General features: G+C 38.9%; 20 protein-coding genes. 4 read left to right on the plus strand and 16 right to left on the minus strand.

Features of this window, described 5'->3' with window-relative positions; genetic code table 11:
- Positions 1–19 precede the first annotated feature (19 nt).
- Both K2N75_RS03855 and K2N75_RS03860 read left to right on the plus strand, forming a co-directional pair.
- The gene (locus K2N75_RS03855) at positions 20–1,186 is read left to right on the plus strand and encodes a NifS family cysteine desulfurase (RefSeq protein WP_297679491.1); all 1,167 of its coding nucleotides are present in this window, start codon (positions 20–22) and stop codon (positions 1,184–1,186) included.
- A gap of 30 nt (positions 1,187–1,216) precedes the next feature.
- Positions 1,217–2,194, plus strand: coding sequence for an iron-sulfur cluster assembly scaffold protein (locus K2N75_RS03860; RefSeq protein ID WP_297679492.1), 978 nt, complete (start codon positions 1,217–1,219; stop codon positions 2,192–2,194).
- 222 nt (positions 2,195–2,416) lie between these two features.
- Here K2N75_RS03860 and K2N75_RS03865 read toward each other — a convergent pair whose 3' ends face one another.
- The gene (locus tag K2N75_RS03865) at positions 2,417–5,095 is read right to left on the minus strand and encodes a valine--tRNA ligase (RefSeq protein ID WP_297679493.1); all 2,679 of its coding nucleotides are present in this window, start codon (positions 5,093–5,095) and stop codon (positions 2,417–2,419) included.
- A 184-nt stretch (positions 5,096–5,279) separates the two neighbouring features.
- On the opposite strand from K2N75_RS03865, the gene fliW reads away from it, so the two are divergent.
- Positions 5,280–5,672 carry a flagellar assembly protein FliW gene (gene fliW, locus K2N75_RS03870; protein WP_297679494.1) on the plus strand — a complete coding sequence of 131 codons (393 nt, stop codon included), beginning with the start codon at positions 5,280–5,282 and terminating at the stop codon, positions 5,670–5,672.
- A gap of 5 nt (positions 5,673–5,677) precedes the next feature.
- Complete coding sequence (locus tag K2N75_RS03875) at positions 5,678–7,714, plus strand: ATP-dependent helicase (protein ID WP_297679495.1); 2,037 nt, start codon at positions 5,678–5,680, stop codon at positions 7,712–7,714.
- A 170-nt stretch (positions 7,715–7,884) separates the two neighbouring features.
- Here K2N75_RS03875 and K2N75_RS03880 read toward each other — a convergent pair whose 3' ends face one another.
- The 15 genes from K2N75_RS03880 to K2N75_RS03950 all read right to left on the minus strand — a co-directional run bounded on the left by K2N75_RS03880 (position 7,885) and on the right by K2N75_RS03950 (position 19,377).
- On the minus strand, positions 7,885–8,550 hold the full coding sequence (locus tag K2N75_RS03880) for a di-trans,poly-cis-decaprenylcistransferase (protein ID WP_297679496.1): 666 nt from the start codon (positions 8,548–8,550) through the stop codon (positions 7,885–7,887).
- Positions 8,551–9,309: a hypothetical protein gene (locus tag K2N75_RS03885; protein WP_297679497.1), complete on the minus strand. Its 759-nt coding sequence runs from the start codon at positions 9,307–9,309 to the stop codon at positions 8,551–8,553.
- Positions 9,306–10,565: a bifunctional phosphopantothenoylcysteine decarboxylase/phosphopantothenate--cysteine ligase CoaBC gene (coaBC, locus tag K2N75_RS03890; RefSeq protein WP_297679498.1), complete on the minus strand. Its 1,260-nt coding sequence runs from the start codon at positions 10,563–10,565 to the stop codon at positions 9,306–9,308. The genes K2N75_RS03885 and coaBC overlap by 4 nt, the downstream gene beginning before the upstream one ends.
- A 3-nt stretch (positions 10,566–10,568) precedes the next feature.
- The gene (gene mrdA, locus K2N75_RS03895) at positions 10,569–12,434 is read right to left on the minus strand and encodes a penicillin-binding protein 2 (RefSeq protein WP_297679532.1); all 1,866 of its coding nucleotides are present in this window, start codon (positions 12,432–12,434) and stop codon (positions 10,569–10,571) included.
- Positions 12,434–12,898: a hypothetical protein gene (locus K2N75_RS03900; protein ID WP_297679499.1), complete on the minus strand. Its 465-nt coding sequence runs from the start codon at positions 12,896–12,898 to the stop codon at positions 12,434–12,436. Before K2N75_RS03900 ends, mrdA begins: the two co-directional genes overlap by 1 nt.
- A complete protein-coding gene (locus K2N75_RS03905; protein ID WP_297679500.1) occupies positions 12,865–13,401 on the minus strand; it encodes a GNAT family N-acetyltransferase in 537 nt (178 codons plus the stop codon). Before K2N75_RS03905 ends, K2N75_RS03900 begins: the two co-directional genes overlap by 34 nt.
- Positions 13,398–14,039 carry a ribosome biogenesis GTP-binding protein YihA/YsxC gene (gene yihA / locus K2N75_RS03910; protein WP_297679501.1) on the minus strand — a complete coding sequence of 214 codons (642 nt, stop codon included), beginning with the start codon at positions 14,037–14,039 and terminating at the stop codon, positions 13,398–13,400. The genes K2N75_RS03905 and yihA overlap by 4 nt, the downstream gene beginning before the upstream one ends.
- On the minus strand, positions 14,036–14,506 hold the full coding sequence (lptA, locus tag K2N75_RS03915; protein WP_297679502.1) for a lipopolysaccharide transport periplasmic protein LptA: 471 nt from the start codon (positions 14,504–14,506) through the stop codon (positions 14,036–14,038). Before lptA ends, yihA begins: the two co-directional genes overlap by 4 nt.
- Positions 14,503–15,078 carry a hypothetical protein gene (locus K2N75_RS03920; protein WP_297679503.1) on the minus strand — a complete coding sequence of 192 codons (576 nt, stop codon included), beginning with the start codon at positions 15,076–15,078 and terminating at the stop codon, positions 14,503–14,505. The genes lptA and K2N75_RS03920 overlap by 4 nt, the downstream gene beginning before the upstream one ends.
- The gene (locus tag K2N75_RS03925) at positions 15,062–15,556 is read right to left on the minus strand and encodes an HAD-IIIA family hydrolase (protein WP_297679504.1); all 495 of its coding nucleotides are present in this window, start codon (positions 15,554–15,556) and stop codon (positions 15,062–15,064) included. Before K2N75_RS03925 ends, K2N75_RS03920 begins: the two co-directional genes overlap by 17 nt.
- Complete coding sequence (gene hisB / locus K2N75_RS03930; protein WP_297679505.1) at positions 15,553–16,125, minus strand: imidazoleglycerol-phosphate dehydratase HisB; 573 nt, start codon at positions 16,123–16,125, stop codon at positions 15,553–15,555. Before hisB ends, K2N75_RS03925 begins: the two co-directional genes overlap by 4 nt.
- A 49-nt stretch (positions 16,126–16,174) precedes the next feature.
- Positions 16,175–16,873 carry a septal ring lytic transglycosylase RlpA family protein gene (locus K2N75_RS03935; protein ID WP_297679533.1) on the minus strand — a complete coding sequence of 233 codons (699 nt, stop codon included), beginning with the start codon at positions 16,871–16,873 and terminating at the stop codon, positions 16,175–16,177.
- Between the two features lie 128 nt (positions 16,874–17,001).
- Entirely contained in the window at positions 17,002–18,081 is a 1,080-nt protein-coding gene (locus K2N75_RS03940) for a lytic transglycosylase domain-containing protein (RefSeq protein WP_297679506.1), read from the minus strand.
- Positions 18,082–18,184: 103 nt separating this feature from the next.
- Positions 18,185–18,667, minus strand: coding sequence for a hypothetical protein (locus K2N75_RS03945; protein WP_297679507.1), 483 nt, complete (start codon positions 18,665–18,667; stop codon positions 18,185–18,187).
- 2 nt (positions 18,668–18,669) lie between these two features.
- Complete coding sequence (locus K2N75_RS03950) at positions 18,670–19,377, minus strand: lysophospholipid acyltransferase family protein (protein ID WP_297679508.1); 708 nt, start codon at positions 19,375–19,377, stop codon at positions 18,670–18,672.
- Position 19,378 lies beyond the last annotated feature (1 nt).

Raw genomic sequence — 19,378 nt, forward strand, 5'->3', positions numbered from 1 at the left:
ATCTCTAGGGAGTTTTATTATGGAATCTAAAAAAGTTTATTTAGATAATAATGCAACAACTATGCTAGACCCACAAGCCAAAGAGTTAATGGAATCTTATTTTTGTCAAAAATATGGCAATCCAAACTCGTTACATAGTTTTGGCACAGAAACACATACAGCGATTCGTGAGGCATTTAATCATCTCTATGAAGGGATTAACGCGCACGATGAGGACGACATCATCATCACTTCTTGTGCGACAGAAAGCAACAATTGGGTTTTAAAAGGCGTGTATTTTGATACTTTGCGCTTTGGCGAAAAGAATCATATCATCACGACACAAGTAGAACACCCTGCGATTCTATCTACCTGTCGGTTCTTGGAAACGCTAGGCGTGGAAGTAACTTATCTACCCATTGGAGAAAATGGCACTCTAAACCCAAATGCGGTTGAAGCTGCCATTACAGACAAAACCGCATTGGTTAGCGTAATGTGGGCAAACAACGAAACGGGGATTATTTTCCCTATTGAAGAAATTGGAGCAATTTGTAAAAAGAAAGGCGTGCTTTTTCACACAGACGCCGTGCAAGCTATCGGCAAAATCCCTGTTGATGTGCAAAAAGCAAATGTGGATTTTCTAAGCTTTAGCGGGCATAAATTCCACGCTCCTAAAGGAATCGGGGGGCTTTATATTCGGAAAGGCGTTAAGCTTACTCCTTTGTTTCACGGAGGAGAACATATGGGTGGCAGACGCAGCGGAACACTCAATGTTCCTTATATCGTGGCATTAGGGGAAGCAATGCGACAAGCTACACTTCATTTGGATTTTGAACGCAACAATGTGCGTCATTTACGCAATAGATTAGAAGATGCTTTACTAGAGATTCCCGATGTCTTTGTCGTGGGTGAGCGGGCTTTGCGTGTGCCAAACACGATTCTAGTAAGCATTCGTGGGGTAGAGGGAGAGGCAATGTTGTGGGATTTAAACAAATATGGCATTGCTTGCTCCACAGGAAGTGCGTGTGCGAGTGAGGACTTGGAAGCAAATCCTGTAATGAGCGCGATTGGCGCGGATAAAGAATTGGCACATACCGCAATTAGAATCTCACTTAGTCGCTTTAACACAAAAGAAGAAATTGACTATGCCATTGAAGTTTTTAAAAAATCTATTGCGCGTTTGCGCTCTATTTCAAGCAGTTATTAGAGAAACAAATTAAGAATCAAAGGAAAAAGAATGGCAAAAAATGAATTATTAGGTGGCGCGTTATGGGACGCATATAGCAAAAAAGTAAGCGAGAGAATGGACAACCCAACCCATTTGGGAGTTATCACACAAGAGGAAGCAGACAAAAGAGGCTTGAAGCTTATCGTAGCAGATTATGGCGCAGAAGCCTGCGGCGACGCGGTTAGGCTTTATTGGCTTATAGACGATAAGGACACGATTGTTGATGCAAAATTCAAAAGCTTTGGCTGTGGAACTGCGATTGCAAGCAGTGATATGATGGTGGAGCTTTGCTTGGGCAAAAAGGTGCAAGAAGCTGTAAAAATTACAAACCTTGATGTGGAACACGCTTTGCGTGATGATCCTGATACTCCCGCAGTGCCCGGACAAAAAATGCACTGCTCTGTAATGGCTTATGATGTGATTAAAAAGGCAGCAGCACTTCATCTAGGTAAGAATCCAGAGGACTTTGAAGATGAAATTATCGTCTGCGAATGCGCACGGGTAAGCTTGGGCACGCTCAAAGAAGTGATTAGACTAAACAATCTTAAAACGATTGAGGAAATCACGGAATACACTAAAGCGGGTGCGTTTTGCAAAAGCTGCATTAAACCCGGAGGACACGAGGAGAGGGAACACTATTTGGTAGATATTTTGCGTGAAGTGCGCGCGGAAATGGAAAATGAACTCCAAAGCAAAACCGATTTGGATTCCAAAGACAATTCAGAATTTGCCAATATGACGATTGTGCAAAAAATCAAAGCCATTGAATCCGTAATTGATGAAAAAATCCGCCCAATGCTGATGATGGACGGAGGTAATATGGAAATTATTGATTTAAAAAATGCAAGTGATGGCTATACCGATGTGTATATTAGATATTTAGGTGCTTGCAGCGGGTGTGCGAGCGGTGCGACAGGCACATTGTTTGCGATTGAATCGGTTTTGCAAGAAAACCTAGATTCTAGTATTCGCGTTTTTCCTGTGTGAAATCAATAGAATCCTAAATAAGGATTCTATTGTGTTTTGTTGCAAAGAGTGCTTCATTGCTTCTTCCTTGCAAAAAATTACTTCATAGCACACTACAAAGAGTTTGCCTAAGCTTGCAAATCCAAACAAAAACCATCTTTTACGATTCTATTGTTTGATTTTCTTCTTGCAAGATTTGGATTGCTACGAAGATAAATCGGCTTGTAAAGGGCACTTACCGCCTTACCCTTGCAAACCCAATGCTTCTAGCTCCTTTGTGATTTTAGCTAGCTTTTGCCTTTGCTCCTCTAAAGCTTGTTGATTTGTTTCTAACACATTTTTAGGCGCATTGGCTAAGAATTTTTCGTTTTTAAGCATTCCCTCTAGCTTATCAATCTCTTTTTGCGTTTTTTGCGCTTGCTTGCTTAGTCTTGCAATGATAGGGGCTAAATCAATTTCTGCTGTGGGCAAATAAGTTTCTAACTTTTCTGCAATATCTACTATACAATTTGGAATCTTAGCCTCCACAATCTCTAGGGATTCTACTTTTGCTAACTTGCAAACATATCTTATAAAAAGCTCACGCATAGATTCTGGAATCTTAGCATTTACATAAGCTTTTGCTATTTTTTGATTTGCTAAATCAATCGTAGCTTTTGCCCGCCGAATAGAAACAATAGAATCCAAAATCAATTCAAAAGTAGCGAAATTTTCTGCGTCTTGATAGGTAAAATTTGGATATTCTTGCACCATTATAGAGCCGCTTTGCTCCAATGTGCTACCATCTAGCTTATGCCACAAATAATCGCTAATAAAAGGCATATAAGGGTGTAAAAGCTTCATTGCTTCTTTGAAAATCGCACCAAGTTCTACAATAGAATCCTTATCTGCCTTGCTAAGCTCAATCCCCCAATCGCAAAACTCTCCCCACAAAAAGCGATAGAGCGTGCTTGCGCCATCGTTAAAGCGATAGGATTCCAAATGTCCGCGCACTTCGGAGATATTTTGGCTTAAAAGCTGTGCCAAATACTTACCAAGAGGAGTTTTAATTTCTTTTAACTCGCTAAGATTGGGGAATTTCTTTTCATTCAAGAGCAAAAAGTTGCACGCATTATAAAGCTTGTTTGTGAAATTTTTGCTAATTTCTAACTGATTTGGCACGAGCTTGACATCGCGTCCTTGCGCACAAAGAATCGCAAGAGTGAAGCGCAACACATCGGCACTATATTCTTCAATCTTTTCTAAAGGATCTACAATATTTCCCTTAGACTTGCTCATTTTATTGCCAAACTCATCTCGGACAAGTGCGTGCAGGTAAATATCAGGATAAGGGAGCTTGGAGAGGAAATGTTCCCCCATCATAAGCATTCTAGCAACCCAAAAAAACAAAATATCAAAGCCTGTAATCAGCAAAGAATTAGGATAAAATTCCTCTAAATCGTTTGCTTGCCATACCTCGCCCTCTCCCCATTTGCCATTGCCAAAACCAAGCGTTGAAAAGGGCCAAAGCGCAGAACTAAACCAAGTATCTAGCACATCGCAATCCTGCCTTACTGCCTCACTTCCACAATGTTTGCAAACCTTTGGAGATTCCACACTTGCAAACTGCCCTCCACAAGAATCACAATAAAACACCGGAATCCGATGTCCCCACCAAAGTTGGCGTGAAATACACCAATCCCTAAGCTCCCGCATCCACGCATTATAATTATTTTTCCATTGTGCAGGGAAAAAATTGCTCTCGTTTGCGTTGATTTTAGTAATCGCTTTTTGCGCCGCCTCTTTTTTCAAAAACCACTGCTTAGAAATGTAAGGTTCTACGATGTTTCCACAACGATAACAATGCCCTGTCTTGTTTTGGTAATCCTCAATCTTTTCTACAAAACCTAGTGATTCTAGCTTCTTTATAATCTGCTCGCGTGCTTCTAGCCGCTCCAATCCTGCAAACTCTCCTGCATTTTCATTGAGGATTCCATACTTATCAAACACCACAATCTGCTCTAAATTATGCCGCTTGCCCACTTCATAATCGTTTGTATCGTGTGCGGGCGTTACCTTGACAGCACCTGTCCCAAACTCCATATCCACGTGCGAATCGGCAACAATTGGAATCTCACGATTCAAAAGCGGCAAAATCACTTTTTTGCCTACAAGATGAGAAAACCTAGAATCGCTAGGATTTACCATTACCGCACTATCGCCAAAATAAGTTTCTGGACGCGTGGTAGCCACTACAACATAATCTTTAGAATCTTTTAGAAAATAGCGCAAATAGTAAAGTTTGCCCTTGTTTTCTTTGTATTCTACTTCCACATCAGAAAGCGCACCATCGTGGGTGCACCAATTCACCATATATTTGCCTTGAATAATCAATCCCTCATCATAAAGCTTGACAAAAGCCTCTTTCACTGCATTTTGCAATCCCGTATCCATAGTAAATCGCGTCCTACTCCACGCAGGAGAGCTGCCAAGTTTGCGCATTTGATTTAGAATCATTCCACCGCTTTTTTCTTTCCATTCCCACACTTTTTGGACAAATTTCTCGCGCCCTAACTCCTCTTTCTTGATTCCTTGTGCGAGAAGTTGCTTTTCTACAACATTTTGTGTTGCGATTCCTGCGTGGTCAAGTCCGGGCTGCCAAAGCGTCTTAAAGCCGTCCATTCGTTTATAACGCACGATAATATCTATCAAGGTATGATTGAGTGCGTGTCCAATATGCAAACTGCCTGTAACATTAGGAGGCGGAAGCATAATGCAGAATCTCTTGCCTGACTTTTGGATTCCTTGATTTCCATTGATTTCAAAATAACCCGCTTCCTCGCAAAATTGATAATAAGCAGATTCTACTTCTTTGGGTTGGTAGGTATTTTGCGCTTTGGAGTTTTGCTCTTCTTGTGGATTTTTCTCTAAATCGTTTTGCATAAAAGCCCTTTTGTGCCTAGCAAAATAAAAATTGGAATAGTTTTTGCTAGCTTTTGATTTGAATTTAGAATTTTACCAATAAAAATTTAAATTTCTTTATTTTTCATTTTAAAAATGCTTAAAACTGGATTTAGAGCTAAAAATTATGGTAAAATGCGAAATCATATCAAAAAAGGAGTTCGTAATGAAAGGTGAAAAATTTCATATAAAATCCCCGATTTTAGGGTTTGATAATGTTAGCGAAGTAGAATTTGCAGAAGTAGATGACGGGGCATTAGGATTTTTATCCTTACAAGGGCAAGATGTAGAGTTGTTGCTGATTAATCCTTACAAAGTGCGTGAGTATTCCTTTGAAGTGCCTGTCGCAATTCAAACCTTGCTTGATATTCATAAAAACTCAAAGGTAAAAGTATTTTGTGTCTTTGTGCGCGAAAAAGAATCCGAGATTCGTATCAACTTCTTAGCACCTATTATTTTAAATGACGACAACAAGACTTTAGCGCAAGTCGTTTTAAATGCCAAAGAATATCCAAATTTTGGCGTAGCAGAATCTATCAAAAACTACATTAAAGAATAGTCGGGTTGCCCCTCTCAACCCTCAATGCCCAGCAAAAGGAAGCTTCACAAGCTCCTTGCGGGCATAATCTTATCATTGCCTCTGCGGGCACAGGCAAAACTTCCACGATAGTTGGTAGAATCTCTCATTTATTGCAAAACGGAATCACTCCAAGCGAAATTTTATTGCTCACTTTTACCAATAAAGCCGCTCAAGAAATGTTAGCGCGCCTTGCGATGAAGTTTGATGGCAAGATTATCCAGCAAATTGAAGCTGGCACTTTTCACGCGGTGGCTTATCGGTATTTAAAGTCAAAAGAATCCGTTATCTTAAAACAACCAAAAGAGCTGAAAGTTCTATTTAAAAGCCTCTATGACAAACGCGTTTTTTTAAATGCTTCCTGTGTTTCTCCCTATGGAGCAAATTATCTGTATGATTTATTTTCTCTTTATTTTAATGCAACCATTAATGAGGATTTTAAGTCTTGGTTGGAGCGCAAAAACTCCGAGCAGCTCCAATATGCAGAAATTTATTTAGATGTTTGGGAAGAATTTAAAGCACTCAAAAACGAATACCATTATGTGGATTATAATGACTTATTGCTCAACTACAAAAATGCGATACAAAAGTCTCAATCCCCTTACAAAGAAGTTCTTGTTGATGAATATCAAGACACAAATCCCTTGCAAGATTCTATTCTCCAAGCCCTCAATCCCCCATCCATCTTTTGCGTAGGGGATTATGACCAAAGTATTTATGCTTTTAATGGCGCGGACATTAGTATTATAGGAAGCTTCAAGGAGAGATATAAAGACGGCAGAATCTTTAGTCTCACCAAAAACTATCGCTCCACCGAACCGATTTTAAACCTTGCTAATCGCGTGATTGAAAAAAATCCTCGCATTTATCCTAAAAAACTAGAAGTTGTCAAAATGCAAAACTTTGGGACGCCTACTTTATTGGTTTATAAGGAATTATTCGCGCAATATAGCGGAATCGCGAACAAAATCAAACTTTCTAACCGCCCCTTTAGTGAAATTGCGGTGATTTTTCGCAACAATTCTAGTGCAGACGGAATCGAAGCCTGCCTGCGTGAAATTGGAATCCCTTCCAAGCGCAAGGGAAGTGTGAGCTTTTTTGATTCCAAAGAAATTGTTTATATGCTCAATCTCTGTTCCCTGCTCTTTAACGCCAAGGATATGATGTCTTTTATCCACGTTTTAGCTCAAGCAAAAGGAATCGGAAATGCTCTAGCAAAGGATATTTACGAAGCCCTTTTGGTTTTGGGACACAACCGCCCCATACAAGGCTTGCTCCACCCTGACAAAGCCATTAAAGAACCCTTTAAGAAAAAGGCACAGAATACACAATTAGGGCTTTTTGATGACTGGATAGAGTTTAGCAGCTCCGCGCGCTTTTCTGCAATGAATCTGCAAGCAGGTTTCAAGGACAATCCAATCCTCACGCACCCCAAACTCACCAAAGAAGGTGTAGAATTTCTTAATGCGCTTTACTGCTTTTTTGATTCCTTTAGTGCAAACGACAAGCCCTATGAATTGATTTCAAAAATCAGTTCCTTGCCGATTTTTCAGATTGTCGCACAAAAACTTGCAAAAGAACGTTCTATCACAAAAGAGGGAGGCATTAGCGAAGAAAGACGCGTAGAATCGCTGGAGCGCATCAGTCGTAAAATCTCGTTATTAAAGGATTTGGCAAGCCATTACAATGAGCTTGGACGATTCCTTAATGCAATGGTTTTGGGCTCTAGTGAAATGAGTGAGGGAGAGGGAATCAACCTGCTAAGTATTCACGCAAGCAAGGGTTTGGAGTTCGCAGAAGTCTATATTGTGGATTTAATGGAAGGGAGATTTCCAAATAAAAAGCTAATGAATCAAGGGGGAAGCTTGGAGGAAGAGCGTAGGCTATTTTATGTCGCGGTTACGCGGGCAAAGGAGATTTTATATCTAAGCTACGCCAAAAAAGACACGTTGAAAAATATTTCTTATGAGGGTTCTATCTTTCTCTACGAAGCAGGCTTGCTTACAAGTCGTGGTAATCTATAATTTTTTGGATTGCTTTAAAAATCTACTACCTTGTTATTGCGAGAAAAGTTTTAGCTTTTCGTGGCAATCTAAATGCAAAATTCCACCTTTAAGATTCTACTGTAAAGTTTAATTTATACTAGATTATGGATTGCTTCGGCTTCACCTCGCAAGGACGAGAGACAAGTAAATTATAGCCCACCAAAGCGGCGGTTTCTTTGATAAAACTCTGCAATCATAGATTCTAACTCTTGCGTGCTAAAGCTAGGCCACAAAGTCTGTGTAAAAAACAATTCCGCATACGCGCTCTGCCATAAAAGAAAATTAGAAAGGCGCATTTCTCCTCCTGTGCGCACAAGCATATCTACATCAGGAATCCCGCTTGTATCTAGGGTTTGCGCAATGCTCTCTTCAGTAATCTCACATTTTTGGCTTAAAGTTATAAAGGCGCGCCTTAACTCATCTTTCGCACCATAATTTAATGCCAAAATCTGTGTTAGTCCATTACACTCTGCTTGTGTTTGTGCCTCTAAAGATTTGATTTCTTGTTGTAGCTCTAAACTCAACTTACTAATATCTCCAATACTTTTAAAAACGATATTGGATTCCAAATAAGTTTGTCGCTCCTTTACCAAATATTCCCCCAAAAGCTTCATAAGATATTCTACTTCCGCTTTGGGACGCTTCCAATTTTCCGTAGAAAAGGCATAAAGGCTCAAATATTTGATTCCACTTTTAGCGCAAAATTCTGTGATTTCACGAATCTTTTTTGCGCCCTCCTTATGTCCAAAAATGCGAGGTTTTAGGTGCTGTTTCGCCCACCTGCCATTGCCGTCCATAATCAGTGCTAGGTGCATTTAACCCTCTAAATCTAGTAAAGAATCGCTAAAGTCATACAAAGGCACGATTCCGCTATCTACATTAATGTTTGCTTCATAAATAAATTCCAATTCACCTAGATTCTCACGCAACAAACGCGCTACACCCTCATACATCACGCTAATATCCAACCGCACACCCTCTTTGAAATCCCAAAGCAACCCCCAAGTTGCTCCGAGATTCGCAAACACAGAATAAAACTCTAAACATTCCTGCGAGCCTACTTTCTTTTTGCGCATTTGCATTAAGCCTTCTTTGTTTTCATCATCATAATGCAAAGGAAGTGTGAGAACCTTTTGCTTCAACGACATTAGCATATGGCTTAAAAATGCAAATTCCCACCTAGACTCTGCATTTGCCAAACGCTCACTCAAAAATCCTTTCATCACATCAAAGGGATTCTCTCCTTGTAAAAACTCTCGCATTGTCTCGCTACTAAGCCTTAGCGGGACATTTTGTTCTTTAAGCAAATCCGGCTGCTTGATGAGATTAGAAAGCGTAATCCCTCCCGCACTTCCACGCGCCATTTGCGCCCAATATTTCCCTCCAATCTCTAGCTCTTTTAGGCTTTTTGTCTCCATTGCAATATTGCCAACTTTCAGCATATAGCGGATTCCTTGCATTTTTTCCATTACTTCTAACTTCATCGGCAATGAGGCATTAAACTGCGTGGGCTTGCTTGCAGAATTTTGCAATGTATTTTGGACTTGTGCAAGCTGACTTAGTTGCTTTATCATAAACTTTTCGCCTGTTGTAGAATCTTAAAAGCTAAACTTAGCTTATCGCAGAATCCCAAATCTACCTCTAACGCGTCTTGTATCCAAAACACCTGATTTTGCTTAGAATCTAGCGGATTATTTGCTTCTGTAATGCAGTTTAGGCAAATCGCGTCTAGCTGCTTTTTCTTTAACGCATTGTGTGCATTTTGCAAACTTGCTTCCTGTTTCATTTGCGATTCAAGCTTGAATCCGATTGTTTTTTGCTTTTTAGGTAAAGTAGCTAAAATATCTTTGTTTTCTTGTAATTTTAGATTCCACACTGCGCCAATTTCTTGTTTTTTGAGTTTGCCTTGTGTTTTTTGTGGAAGATAGTCGCTGATTGCTGCGCTCATAAACAAAAAGGGTTGCTGTGGATTCAAGAGATTATTTTGCCAAGAAAGAATCGCATTGTAAAAGTCCTCGCTAGATTCTACCTTGCAAATCTCTATATCCAAAGGCAGAGGATAGGGCATTTTGGAGCTCACAAAGCAAACATTTGCGCCCAAAAAATAAGCAGCTAATGCCAAAGACGCTCCCATTTTGCCACTAGAAAAGTTTGAGAGATAGCGCACATCGTCTATTGCTTCCTTGCTCCCGCCGCCACTTACGCACACAGCGCGATTTTCCCAAAAGGAATCCCTAAACAATGCGCGTAAAAGGTGAAACACGATTTCTAAAGGCTCTGCTAACGCGCCATTACCTACGATTCCGCACGCAAGCTCCTTGCATCGCGGAAAAACAATCTGCATCTCGCGCGCTTGTAGAATCTTTAGCGATTCTAAAGTAGCGGGGTTTTCTAGCATTTTAGTATTTGCCGCAGGCGCAAGGAGCTTTATTTTATCAAAAGCCAAAAAGCTCTCTAGCAGGATATTATCCGCGATTCCATTTGTAATTTTATTCAAGGTGTTTGCGGTGCTTGGCGCAACCAAAAACACATCGCCCCAACTTGCAAGCTCAATGTGATTGCAGGGATTCTGCCCCCAACTTTGCGTCTTTTGCGTCAAAACCCGATAATGTGAAATCGCCTCAAAAAGCAAAGGATTAATAAACTCTTGCGCACTTTCGCTCATCACGACACGCACACTTGCACCAAGTTTTTGCAAGATTCTTATTATTTCTAAGGACTTATAAATCGCAACACTACCGCTTATGCCCAAAATAATCTTTTTGTTTTCTAATAGTTTAGGCAGGGATTCTATAAACTCTGCTTGGGGTTCTTGACTTAAACTTTCCATTCCCTACTCCGCCTCTGCTTCAAAGTTAGAATCCGCCAGATTCACAACTTTGGGAGCTTTTACGCCTTTGCGAGGTTGCACATAACCCAAATCCACCAACACATTGGAGAGTTTTGCCAAGACCGGACCGCCCGACCCACTACCGCTTCCTCCGTGCTCTACCATCACGGTAATAACATAACTTGGATTATCCGCTGGCAAAAAACCGGTAATCCAAGCTTGCGAGCGATGAAAATAATCCATATCTTTTTCTTTGATTCTATCCTTATCTGCTTGCGAGATACCCACCACTTGCGCCGTGCCTGTTTTGCAAGCAAGATAGGCTTTGGATTCCCTTGTAGCTAAATTTGCTGTGCCACCTGCTTCGGAACAAACTTGACGCATTCCCTCTCTTAACACATTTAACTTGCTCTTTTGAAAATCACTTAAGACATCTCTAGGGTAATAAACCACCTCTTCTTCCATTTTCTTTTTGGCAAAATGAGGAATCGGTAGCTTGCCACTCGCAATGAGAGCAGTATAATTTGCAATTTGTAAAGGAGTAGTCAAAAATAACCCTTGCCCGATAGAACTTACAACATTATCCCCTGAATACCAATCTTGTTTAAAGCGTGCTTTTTTAAGGCTTGGACTTGGCACGATTCCGGTAAATTCATTGGGCAAATCCACTCCCGTTTTTTTTCCTAATCCCATTGTTTGGAGCACTTTGGCAATATTTTCAAAATCTGCGCGCAAAGAAAGAATGTAAAAATACACATCTACGCTTCGTTTCAAGGCTTTATACAAATCCGCGCTTCCGTGCCCCTCTTTTTTCCAATCACGAAACTTCCTTCCTCCAAGCTCTATAAAAGCTGGGGTTTTAATCTCTGTTGTTTCACTAATCCCTGCATATTCTAAAAGAGCCAACCCCATTCCCATTTTAATCACAGAGCCGGGTGGATATAAGCCATTAATAAACTTATTAATTAAAGGTTTGTAAGGGCTATCGCGCAAGAGATTCCAATTCTCATAAGAGATTCCGCCGACAAAATGGTTTAAGTTATATTCTGGATAACTTCCCGCAGCCAAAATTTCGCCATTTTGCGCATTCATCACGATTGCTGCACCATTTTTATCCTCAAAAATCTCGTCCATTGCGCGTTGAATCCTAATATCTAATGTCGTAATTAAATCGTGATTTTCAATCGCTTCTTTATAAGAAACCATTTCCATTTCTTGATTAAGCGCCGTTACCTTAACAATTCGCTTTCCAATCTCTCCTTGTAAATAAGCATCATATTGTCGCTCCAATCCCTCTTTACCAATATTTCCTGTATATTTAGCAATAGGTTGCCCCTCAATATCCTTTTGGTTTGCTTTACTCACATATCCAATCACATGCGAAGCGGAAGTGAGATTGGGATAGTATCTGCGTGCCAAAGGAATAATGCGTAAGATTTCACTTTGGACAAGCTGTGCATAATGCTGCACAATGAAAGAATGCTCTGCAAACTCAATCACAGGAATATAATCGTGATTATAAGGGGAATCCTTGTGGCGATAATTTTTAATCAATTCTTCTTTAGAATATTGTGGAAAAAATACCAAAAGCTTTTCTATTTCTTTTTCCAACAAAGGCAAATTAGAGCGCAGAGAAAGACGAGGAGGCAAGGAGAGCATAAAACCCACATTATTTGTAGCAAGTGGTTCTCCATATCGGTCTAAAATCTGCCCACGCACAGGCGCAATGTATTCCTCACGCAAAATATTATTTTCGGCTTGTTCTTGAAAAAATTTTTGGTTTAAAATACTTAAATCAAAAATTCTTACTAATAACACCACCCAAAAAAGCACAAACATTACAAAAAATATCGTTATTCGCGTATTCATCATAAAATCCACATTATAAACCATATTAGCACGATTTCACATGCAATATACAAGCCAACTAACCACGAAATTTGCGGCATATCTATGTCTAAAAAATATCCAAAAATCTTTAAAAATGCGAAATAACCAAGATACGCATAAGTGATAAATAGAGGTATAAAAACCTTGCTATACCCAAAAAATTTACGAAATTTAGGCAATAAAATTTCAAAAGACATTGCAATAAATAGAATCACGCTAAAAAAGGGCAATCCTTTACTTGCCTCAAAATACAAAAAGAATGGCACTAAAAAATAAAAAATTCCAAAGGAATGCTCCTCGTATTTTTCTTGGGTTATCACATACATCACGCCAAAAAGCGGAGGCAAAAAATAAAAAATATCTGTTAAAGAAAGATAAATTACAAGGATAAAAATCAAAAAAAAGATTTTTAGATTTTTTTTATCAGTGCTATTTCTTCGCATAGTGGAAAATGTTTGCATAAAATACAATCCGCCCATATTTTTTGATTTGGTATATTTTCTTTACTCACTTCTTGGAATCCCAATTTCTCAAATAAAGCCCGCTTATAAGTCAAAACTAAAATTTCCTTTATCCCAAGTGTCTTGCCCTCCACTTCACAATCCAAAATCAACTCACTTCCTACGCCCAACCTTTGCGCAAAAGGTGCAACAATCAAACTGCGCACTTCTGCCAACTCCAAAGAATGGATATGCAAGGCACAGAATCCCAACATAATGGGATTTTTTAGCGTATTTAAGCTTGCAGATTCTAACTTTAATTTAGCTTTGGGAGTTTTTTGGACACTTTTTAGCACAGATTCTTCCTCCCAAGCTACACGATAAGAACGAATCATATTTGCCATAATTTCCGTGCTTCTTTCCAAAATTACACCACGTTCCACTTCTGGACGCACAATTTCACGCATCATAGAAATATCTTTTAAAACAGGTCGTGCAATAATCATACTTCCTCCAAAACCTTTCTCCCTAGTGCATTTTCAAGAATAAAATCTATGATTTCATTTTGACTTTGCCTTTTTAGGGAGCTAGAAAACCGAGCTTTGGGAAATGCAGATTTAAGCTTACTTTGCTCGTTTGCTTTTAGTTTATCAAATTTTGTAAAAATCTGCACCAAATGTTGGTCAGCCCTAAGAAACTGCGAAATAAAAGCGACAAGATTCAAATCAATCTCCAAATGAGGATGACGACTATCCACCAAATGCACAAACAACCGAATGTTGTCGCGTTTGCGCAAAAATTCTACCAAATTGCGATTCCACAATTCTTTCTGACTTTTTGCCACTTTGGCATAACCAAAACCGGGCAAATCCACAAACATAACCTTTAAAGTATCCGATTCCAAGCCCTCTTGAGTAATTTTTTCTTTCCATTCTGTTAAAAAGAAATTGATGAGTTGCGTTTTTCCGGGCGTAGAAGAGCTTTTGGCAAGATTTTTTTGATTACAAATCAAATTAATCAATGTGCTTTTACCCACATTGCTACGCCCCAAAAATGCTACTTCAGAAATCATCGGTGGAGGACATTGTGCAAAGGTTTGCGCGGAAGTTTGAAATTGAGCGGATTTTAGGATAAAACGATTCATTTTGGCTCTTTTTCAAGTTTAAAAATCAAGCGCGCAGGCTTCTCTTCGTTGCCCAAAACATTAATAAAACCCTCTTTGTAACGAATAATGATTTTATCGCCTCTTACGACATTGTTTTTAGTTATCTCTTTTACCACCGCATTACCTAAAATCTGATATTCTTGATTGGAGGGCAAATAAAGTGCTTCGTTTGCCCTTCCCTCAATCCTGCGTCCATCTTGTAAAGTAAGCCAAAAGCGCACATTTCCAATAGCTTGCATTTTGTTTGGGCGATTATTAGAATCAAGATAAATAAAAGCCTCATCTGCTTTCAAATTATCCTTGGCGCGCTTCACTTCTACATTGCCTTTCAGTTGGGTTAATTTGCGTCGCTCATCTCCAATGAGCTCCTTTGCGCTTACTTCAATCTCCTCTGCCCAAACAAAAGGAATCAACAATAAAAGCAAAACTTTAAACAATTTTTTCATTCTTTTGCCTTTAAGATTCCATAAATGTTTTTCGCATAGATTTTATTTTCTCTATACGCAATGTTCTGCCCGCGAATCTTATAGTTTTCGTCCAAAACAATAAATTCCCCCTCTCCTTTTAGCTCTTTTGTATCGGGATTATATTGCGCGATTTGACTCCAAAACTTTGTTTCATTACGCTGATAATTCACGCCTTGAGGAAAAAAAATCTCTTGATTATTATAAAGTGCAAAGCTAGATTGTAAATTTTCTTGCCCCGACACCTTTTCTTTGCGAAGAGATTCTTGACTTGGAAAAATGAAATTCGTTACACTAAAATGTTCCAATTCATTCATTCCTTTCACATTCTCACGCGCTTTCTTTCCAAGCGCAACCACGCTCACTCCTTGTGTGCCTATCCGATAATATTCAAAATTAAAAACCTCAAATCTTGCAACTTCCTCTTTCTCTTTTAAGTCCTGCGTTTTCTTACCATTCAAAACCACGACCATTACAAGACTCAACACACAAAGAGAAAGAAAAAATATCGGAACTAAGCGACCACTTTTAAGTTGATTATGCAAAGATTTCATAAAGTTTAACTTGTAATTTTTCTTTTTGAATCAAATCATCAATCATCTCACGCACAGCACCCTTACCACCCTTGTGTTTAAGCACTTTATGGACATTTCGCTTCACTTCTTTTACTGCATCGGAGGGTGCAAAGGAATATTTGACAAGCTTTAGCATTCTCAAATCATTCAAATCATCTCCAATGATTGCAACTTCTTTAAGCGAAAGATTCGCTTCTTTTAGAATCTCCTCTAAAGCTTTTGCCTTGTCGCTTACACCTTGTTTGAGATAGGTGATTTTAAGTTCTCGTGCTCGGTTTTCAACCAACTTAGATTCGCGCCCTGTGATAATTGCAACTTCTCCTCCAAGCTTAATCCACGCCGCAATTCCTAAGCCGTCTTTTACATTAAACGCCTTCATCTCTACGCCCTCATTGCTATAAATCAAACTCCCATCACTCAAAGTGCCATCAACATCTAATACAATGAGTCTAATCATAGAATCCCCTTTGTGCTTGGGATTCCAAGTGCCTCATTCCTCGCACTTGCTCTACGCAAAGCAACAGCAAAAGCCTTAAAGGCAGCTTCAATTAAATGGTGTTGATTTTTGCCACGTTTTTGAACAATATGTGCAGAAATTCCAGCATTTATAACCACAGCACGAAAAAACTCCTCTACTAGCTCACAATCAAAATCGCCAACTTTGCCTCTAGTCTCCAAATTAAAAAACAAAAAAGGGCGATTGCTAAGGTCTAAGTCGCACTCCACACAAGCTTCGTCCATTACGATAGAAGCATTCCCGAAACGTTCCACTTTTTGAATTGGGAAAAGCGAGTCTTTCAACAAAGTCCCAAGCACGATTCCACAATCCTCCACGCTATGGTGAAAATCTACTTCCACATCACCCACACATTGCAATTTAAGATTCCAATTTGTGTGCTTACAAAGCGATTCTAACATATGATTAAAGAATCCAATCTTTGTTGAAATCTCTGCCTTACCCTCACCATAAACTTCTAAAGTTGCGGTGATTTGCGTTTCTTTGGTATTGCGTGTAAGAGTTTTCATAATCTGCCTTTCTTTAAAATAACTTCAACTTTGGATTCTTTACATCAAACTACTCTGTGGTAATAAATGCTCCTGCTATTTTTTGTGAAGCGATAAAATCCCTTGCCTCTGCCTCACTCTTAAATCCACTCAATAAAACACGATAAATAGGAGAGCCTTGCGCAACATATTCCCGAATCACTGCTTGATAGCCGTGTGCATTTGCGTGGGTGCTTTGGTATTTCACCGCACCACTTTTGTTTTTGAAAGCACCAATTTGCACAAGGAAATGCGAAAGCTGCATTCTTTCTTGCGTATGTGCGACCTTGTATTCGCTTCTTGCTAAAGTTTCTTGATTGAGCGGCATAGAATCTGAAATCGCGCCATTAAAGCCAATAACCTCCAAATGCACGCGCGCCGTGCCTTTACCTACCATTTCAATATCTCTTGCCGCGCTATTGGACAAATCAATAATCCTACCTGTTACAAAAGGACCTCTATCATTAATCCGCACAATCGTAGATTTACCATTTTCTTTACTTGTAACACGCACAATCGTATTCATAGGCAAAGTTTTATGTGCCGCTGTATGCGCATACATACTATAAGTTTCTCCATTAGAAGTTTTTTTGCCGTGAAATTTTGGACCATACCAACTCGCGATTCCTTCATAAGTTTCGCCCAATGCTACTTGGGTTGGATAATACCATTTTCCATTGACTTTATAGGGTTTCATTGTGGCTTTGTGAGCTTGTTGGCTTGTATTCATCACTCCATAATCTGGCGTAGATTGCGTTGCAGAAGAGGGATTATAATAAACATCACTCTTGCCAAAAGAGCAACCATTTAGACTAAAGGCTGCCCAAACAATACCCAACAAAATCCCATAAAAACCTTTCACGCTTTATCCTTTTCAAGAGGAATAATAATTTCTTGATTGATAGAAAGGGAATTTGCATTTTGAATCGCATTGTATTGCGTAATACGTTTGCTTGGCACACCATAACGTTTGGCAATAGAATGAATCGTTTCCCCCTTACCTACACGATGCACTAAATAAGATTTAACTTGCAATTTTTCTTGAGTTTGCACTTCGGATTTATAGCGCACCAAAAACTGATAAGGCACATACACAGGGTAAGATTTCGCATAGGTTGGAGCAATATTACGTTTAAATTGTGGATTATAGTATTTTAACTCTTTCAAACTCAATCCCACTTGTGCGGCAATCTTGCTCAATGGAGTAGCGGGTGGCACTTCAATGGAGGCAAGCAAAGAATTTGCCCCACGATTTAGAAAATAATCGTAATTGTTCGTCTTCAAGGTATCTACATTACGAAACATCAAAGAAACAGAAAGAATCTTGCGAATATACATACGACTTTCTAATGGAATATATTTGATTTCAGGGTCTAAAAGCACACCCAATGAATCGCTACCTGCTTCGTTGATTGCGCGTCTTAAGCGTCCATCACCGCAATTATAAGCAATCGCTGCAAGATACCATTTACCAAAGCTTTCTTTTAATTGCTTTAGATAAGCAATCGCGGCTTTTGTGGATTTGATTGGGTCTTTGCGTTCGTCAATTTGAGCATTAATTTCCAATCCCAAAGATTTTGCAGTTTTGGGCATAAATTGCCACATTCCTATCGCGCGTTTGCTAGACTTAGCAGTCAAAGAAAATCCTGATTCAATCATCGCAAGATACAAAAATTCTTGTGGGATTCCTTCTTTTAAAAACATTTCTTTTAAAGTCGGGATAAACTCGTAACCACTTTTGAATTTTTGTAACAAATAATCTTGTCGTGCATCGCTTAAAAAAGAATTTTTCACATCAACAAAATATTCATTGTTTAAAAACTCTGGTTCTACATCAAAAGTTTTTAAAACCTCCTCGCTGTGCGTGTCATAACCCATTATGTCAAATTGAGCAAATCCTAAAGTCGCAATCAATAAAAGGGAATAAAAAATTTTCATCGGATACCTTAAAAAATATTTAATTTTAAGTAAAGATTAGATTTTATCTAAAATTTATAAAGTTTTCAATAAAAATTTATAAAAATACAGCGATATTATTTCCCTATTTTGCTTGATTTTGTGTCTTTTGCAAAGATTGTTGTGCCTCTTTTAAGCGATTTTGCAACTGCACAAACCAATCCTTATATTGCTGAAGCTGTATTTCTTCGGCTTTATTTGGATTATTCAAAATTAAAACCGCGCGATAGTCTCTTTCAAACTCCTCCACAATCCAACGCAACTGCAAAAACTCTTGAGGGCTCAAATTGCCTTGCTTTAGAATCCCTAACGCTTGTTCATAATTATGCTTTGTTTTTTGCAAAAACTTCTGAAGATTTAAACGTTGCTTTGATTGGCTAAAAATACTTAGAGCAGAACGATTATAAGGGTCTATGTCTAAGGCTTGCGTGGCGAGTTGATAGGAAGATTCAAAGTTTCCTTTATTAAATTCTCTCTTTGCTTCGCGGCTCAAATTATAAGAAGTAGAAAAATAAAAATATCCTGCGATTAAAAACAATAATCCAACGCTTGATACTATCCATTTCATTGTTAAATCTTCCTTAACACTTCATTTAGCTCATCTTCTTCCATTTTACATTGGATAAGATTCTTTGCTCTTTCTAGATTCAAAGATTCCACTTCCAATGGCTCTTTAATCACACAAATAACTTTACTAAAGGGCTTTGGCACTTGGAATCTATCCCAGCTATTAAACCTCCAAGCGTTTTGATAAAGAATCCTTGAAATCACAATAGGAACTTTGGATTTTTGCGATAAAAGCACGATTCCATCTGCAACACTATGGTAAGGACCACGCGGACCATCAGGTGTAATAGCAATATATTCTTGATTTTCAATTTTCTTTACTGCTCCCAAAAGCGCACGCATTCCCCCTTTAGAACTTGAACCGCGCAGAGAACCAATGTTAAAGTATTGTATCGTTTGAGCAATCAAATCCCCATCAAAATGCTGACTAATCAGCACAGATACTTTTTGTTGGCGATTCAAAAACTTATTACTCACTAAAGGCTGCAACAAGAGCTCGCCGTGCCAAAATGCAATGATAAATATTTCATCGTGTGCAATTTTCTCCAAAGTTTTTGGAGAAATCTGAAATTCAAAACGAACCAAATAGGATAGAATTTTAATAATGAAAGCCAAGATGGGTGGTAGCAATTTAACAGAAATTTCACGATTCTTGCTTTTTAGCTTTTGTTTTAAGTTCTTAAAATGCGTTGGATAGCCTAAAATCTTCATT

It is taken from the genome of Helicobacter sp. (assembly GCF_029067145.1).
Classification (GTDB): Bacteria; Campylobacterota; Campylobacteria; order Campylobacterales; family Helicobacteraceae; genus Helicobacter_D.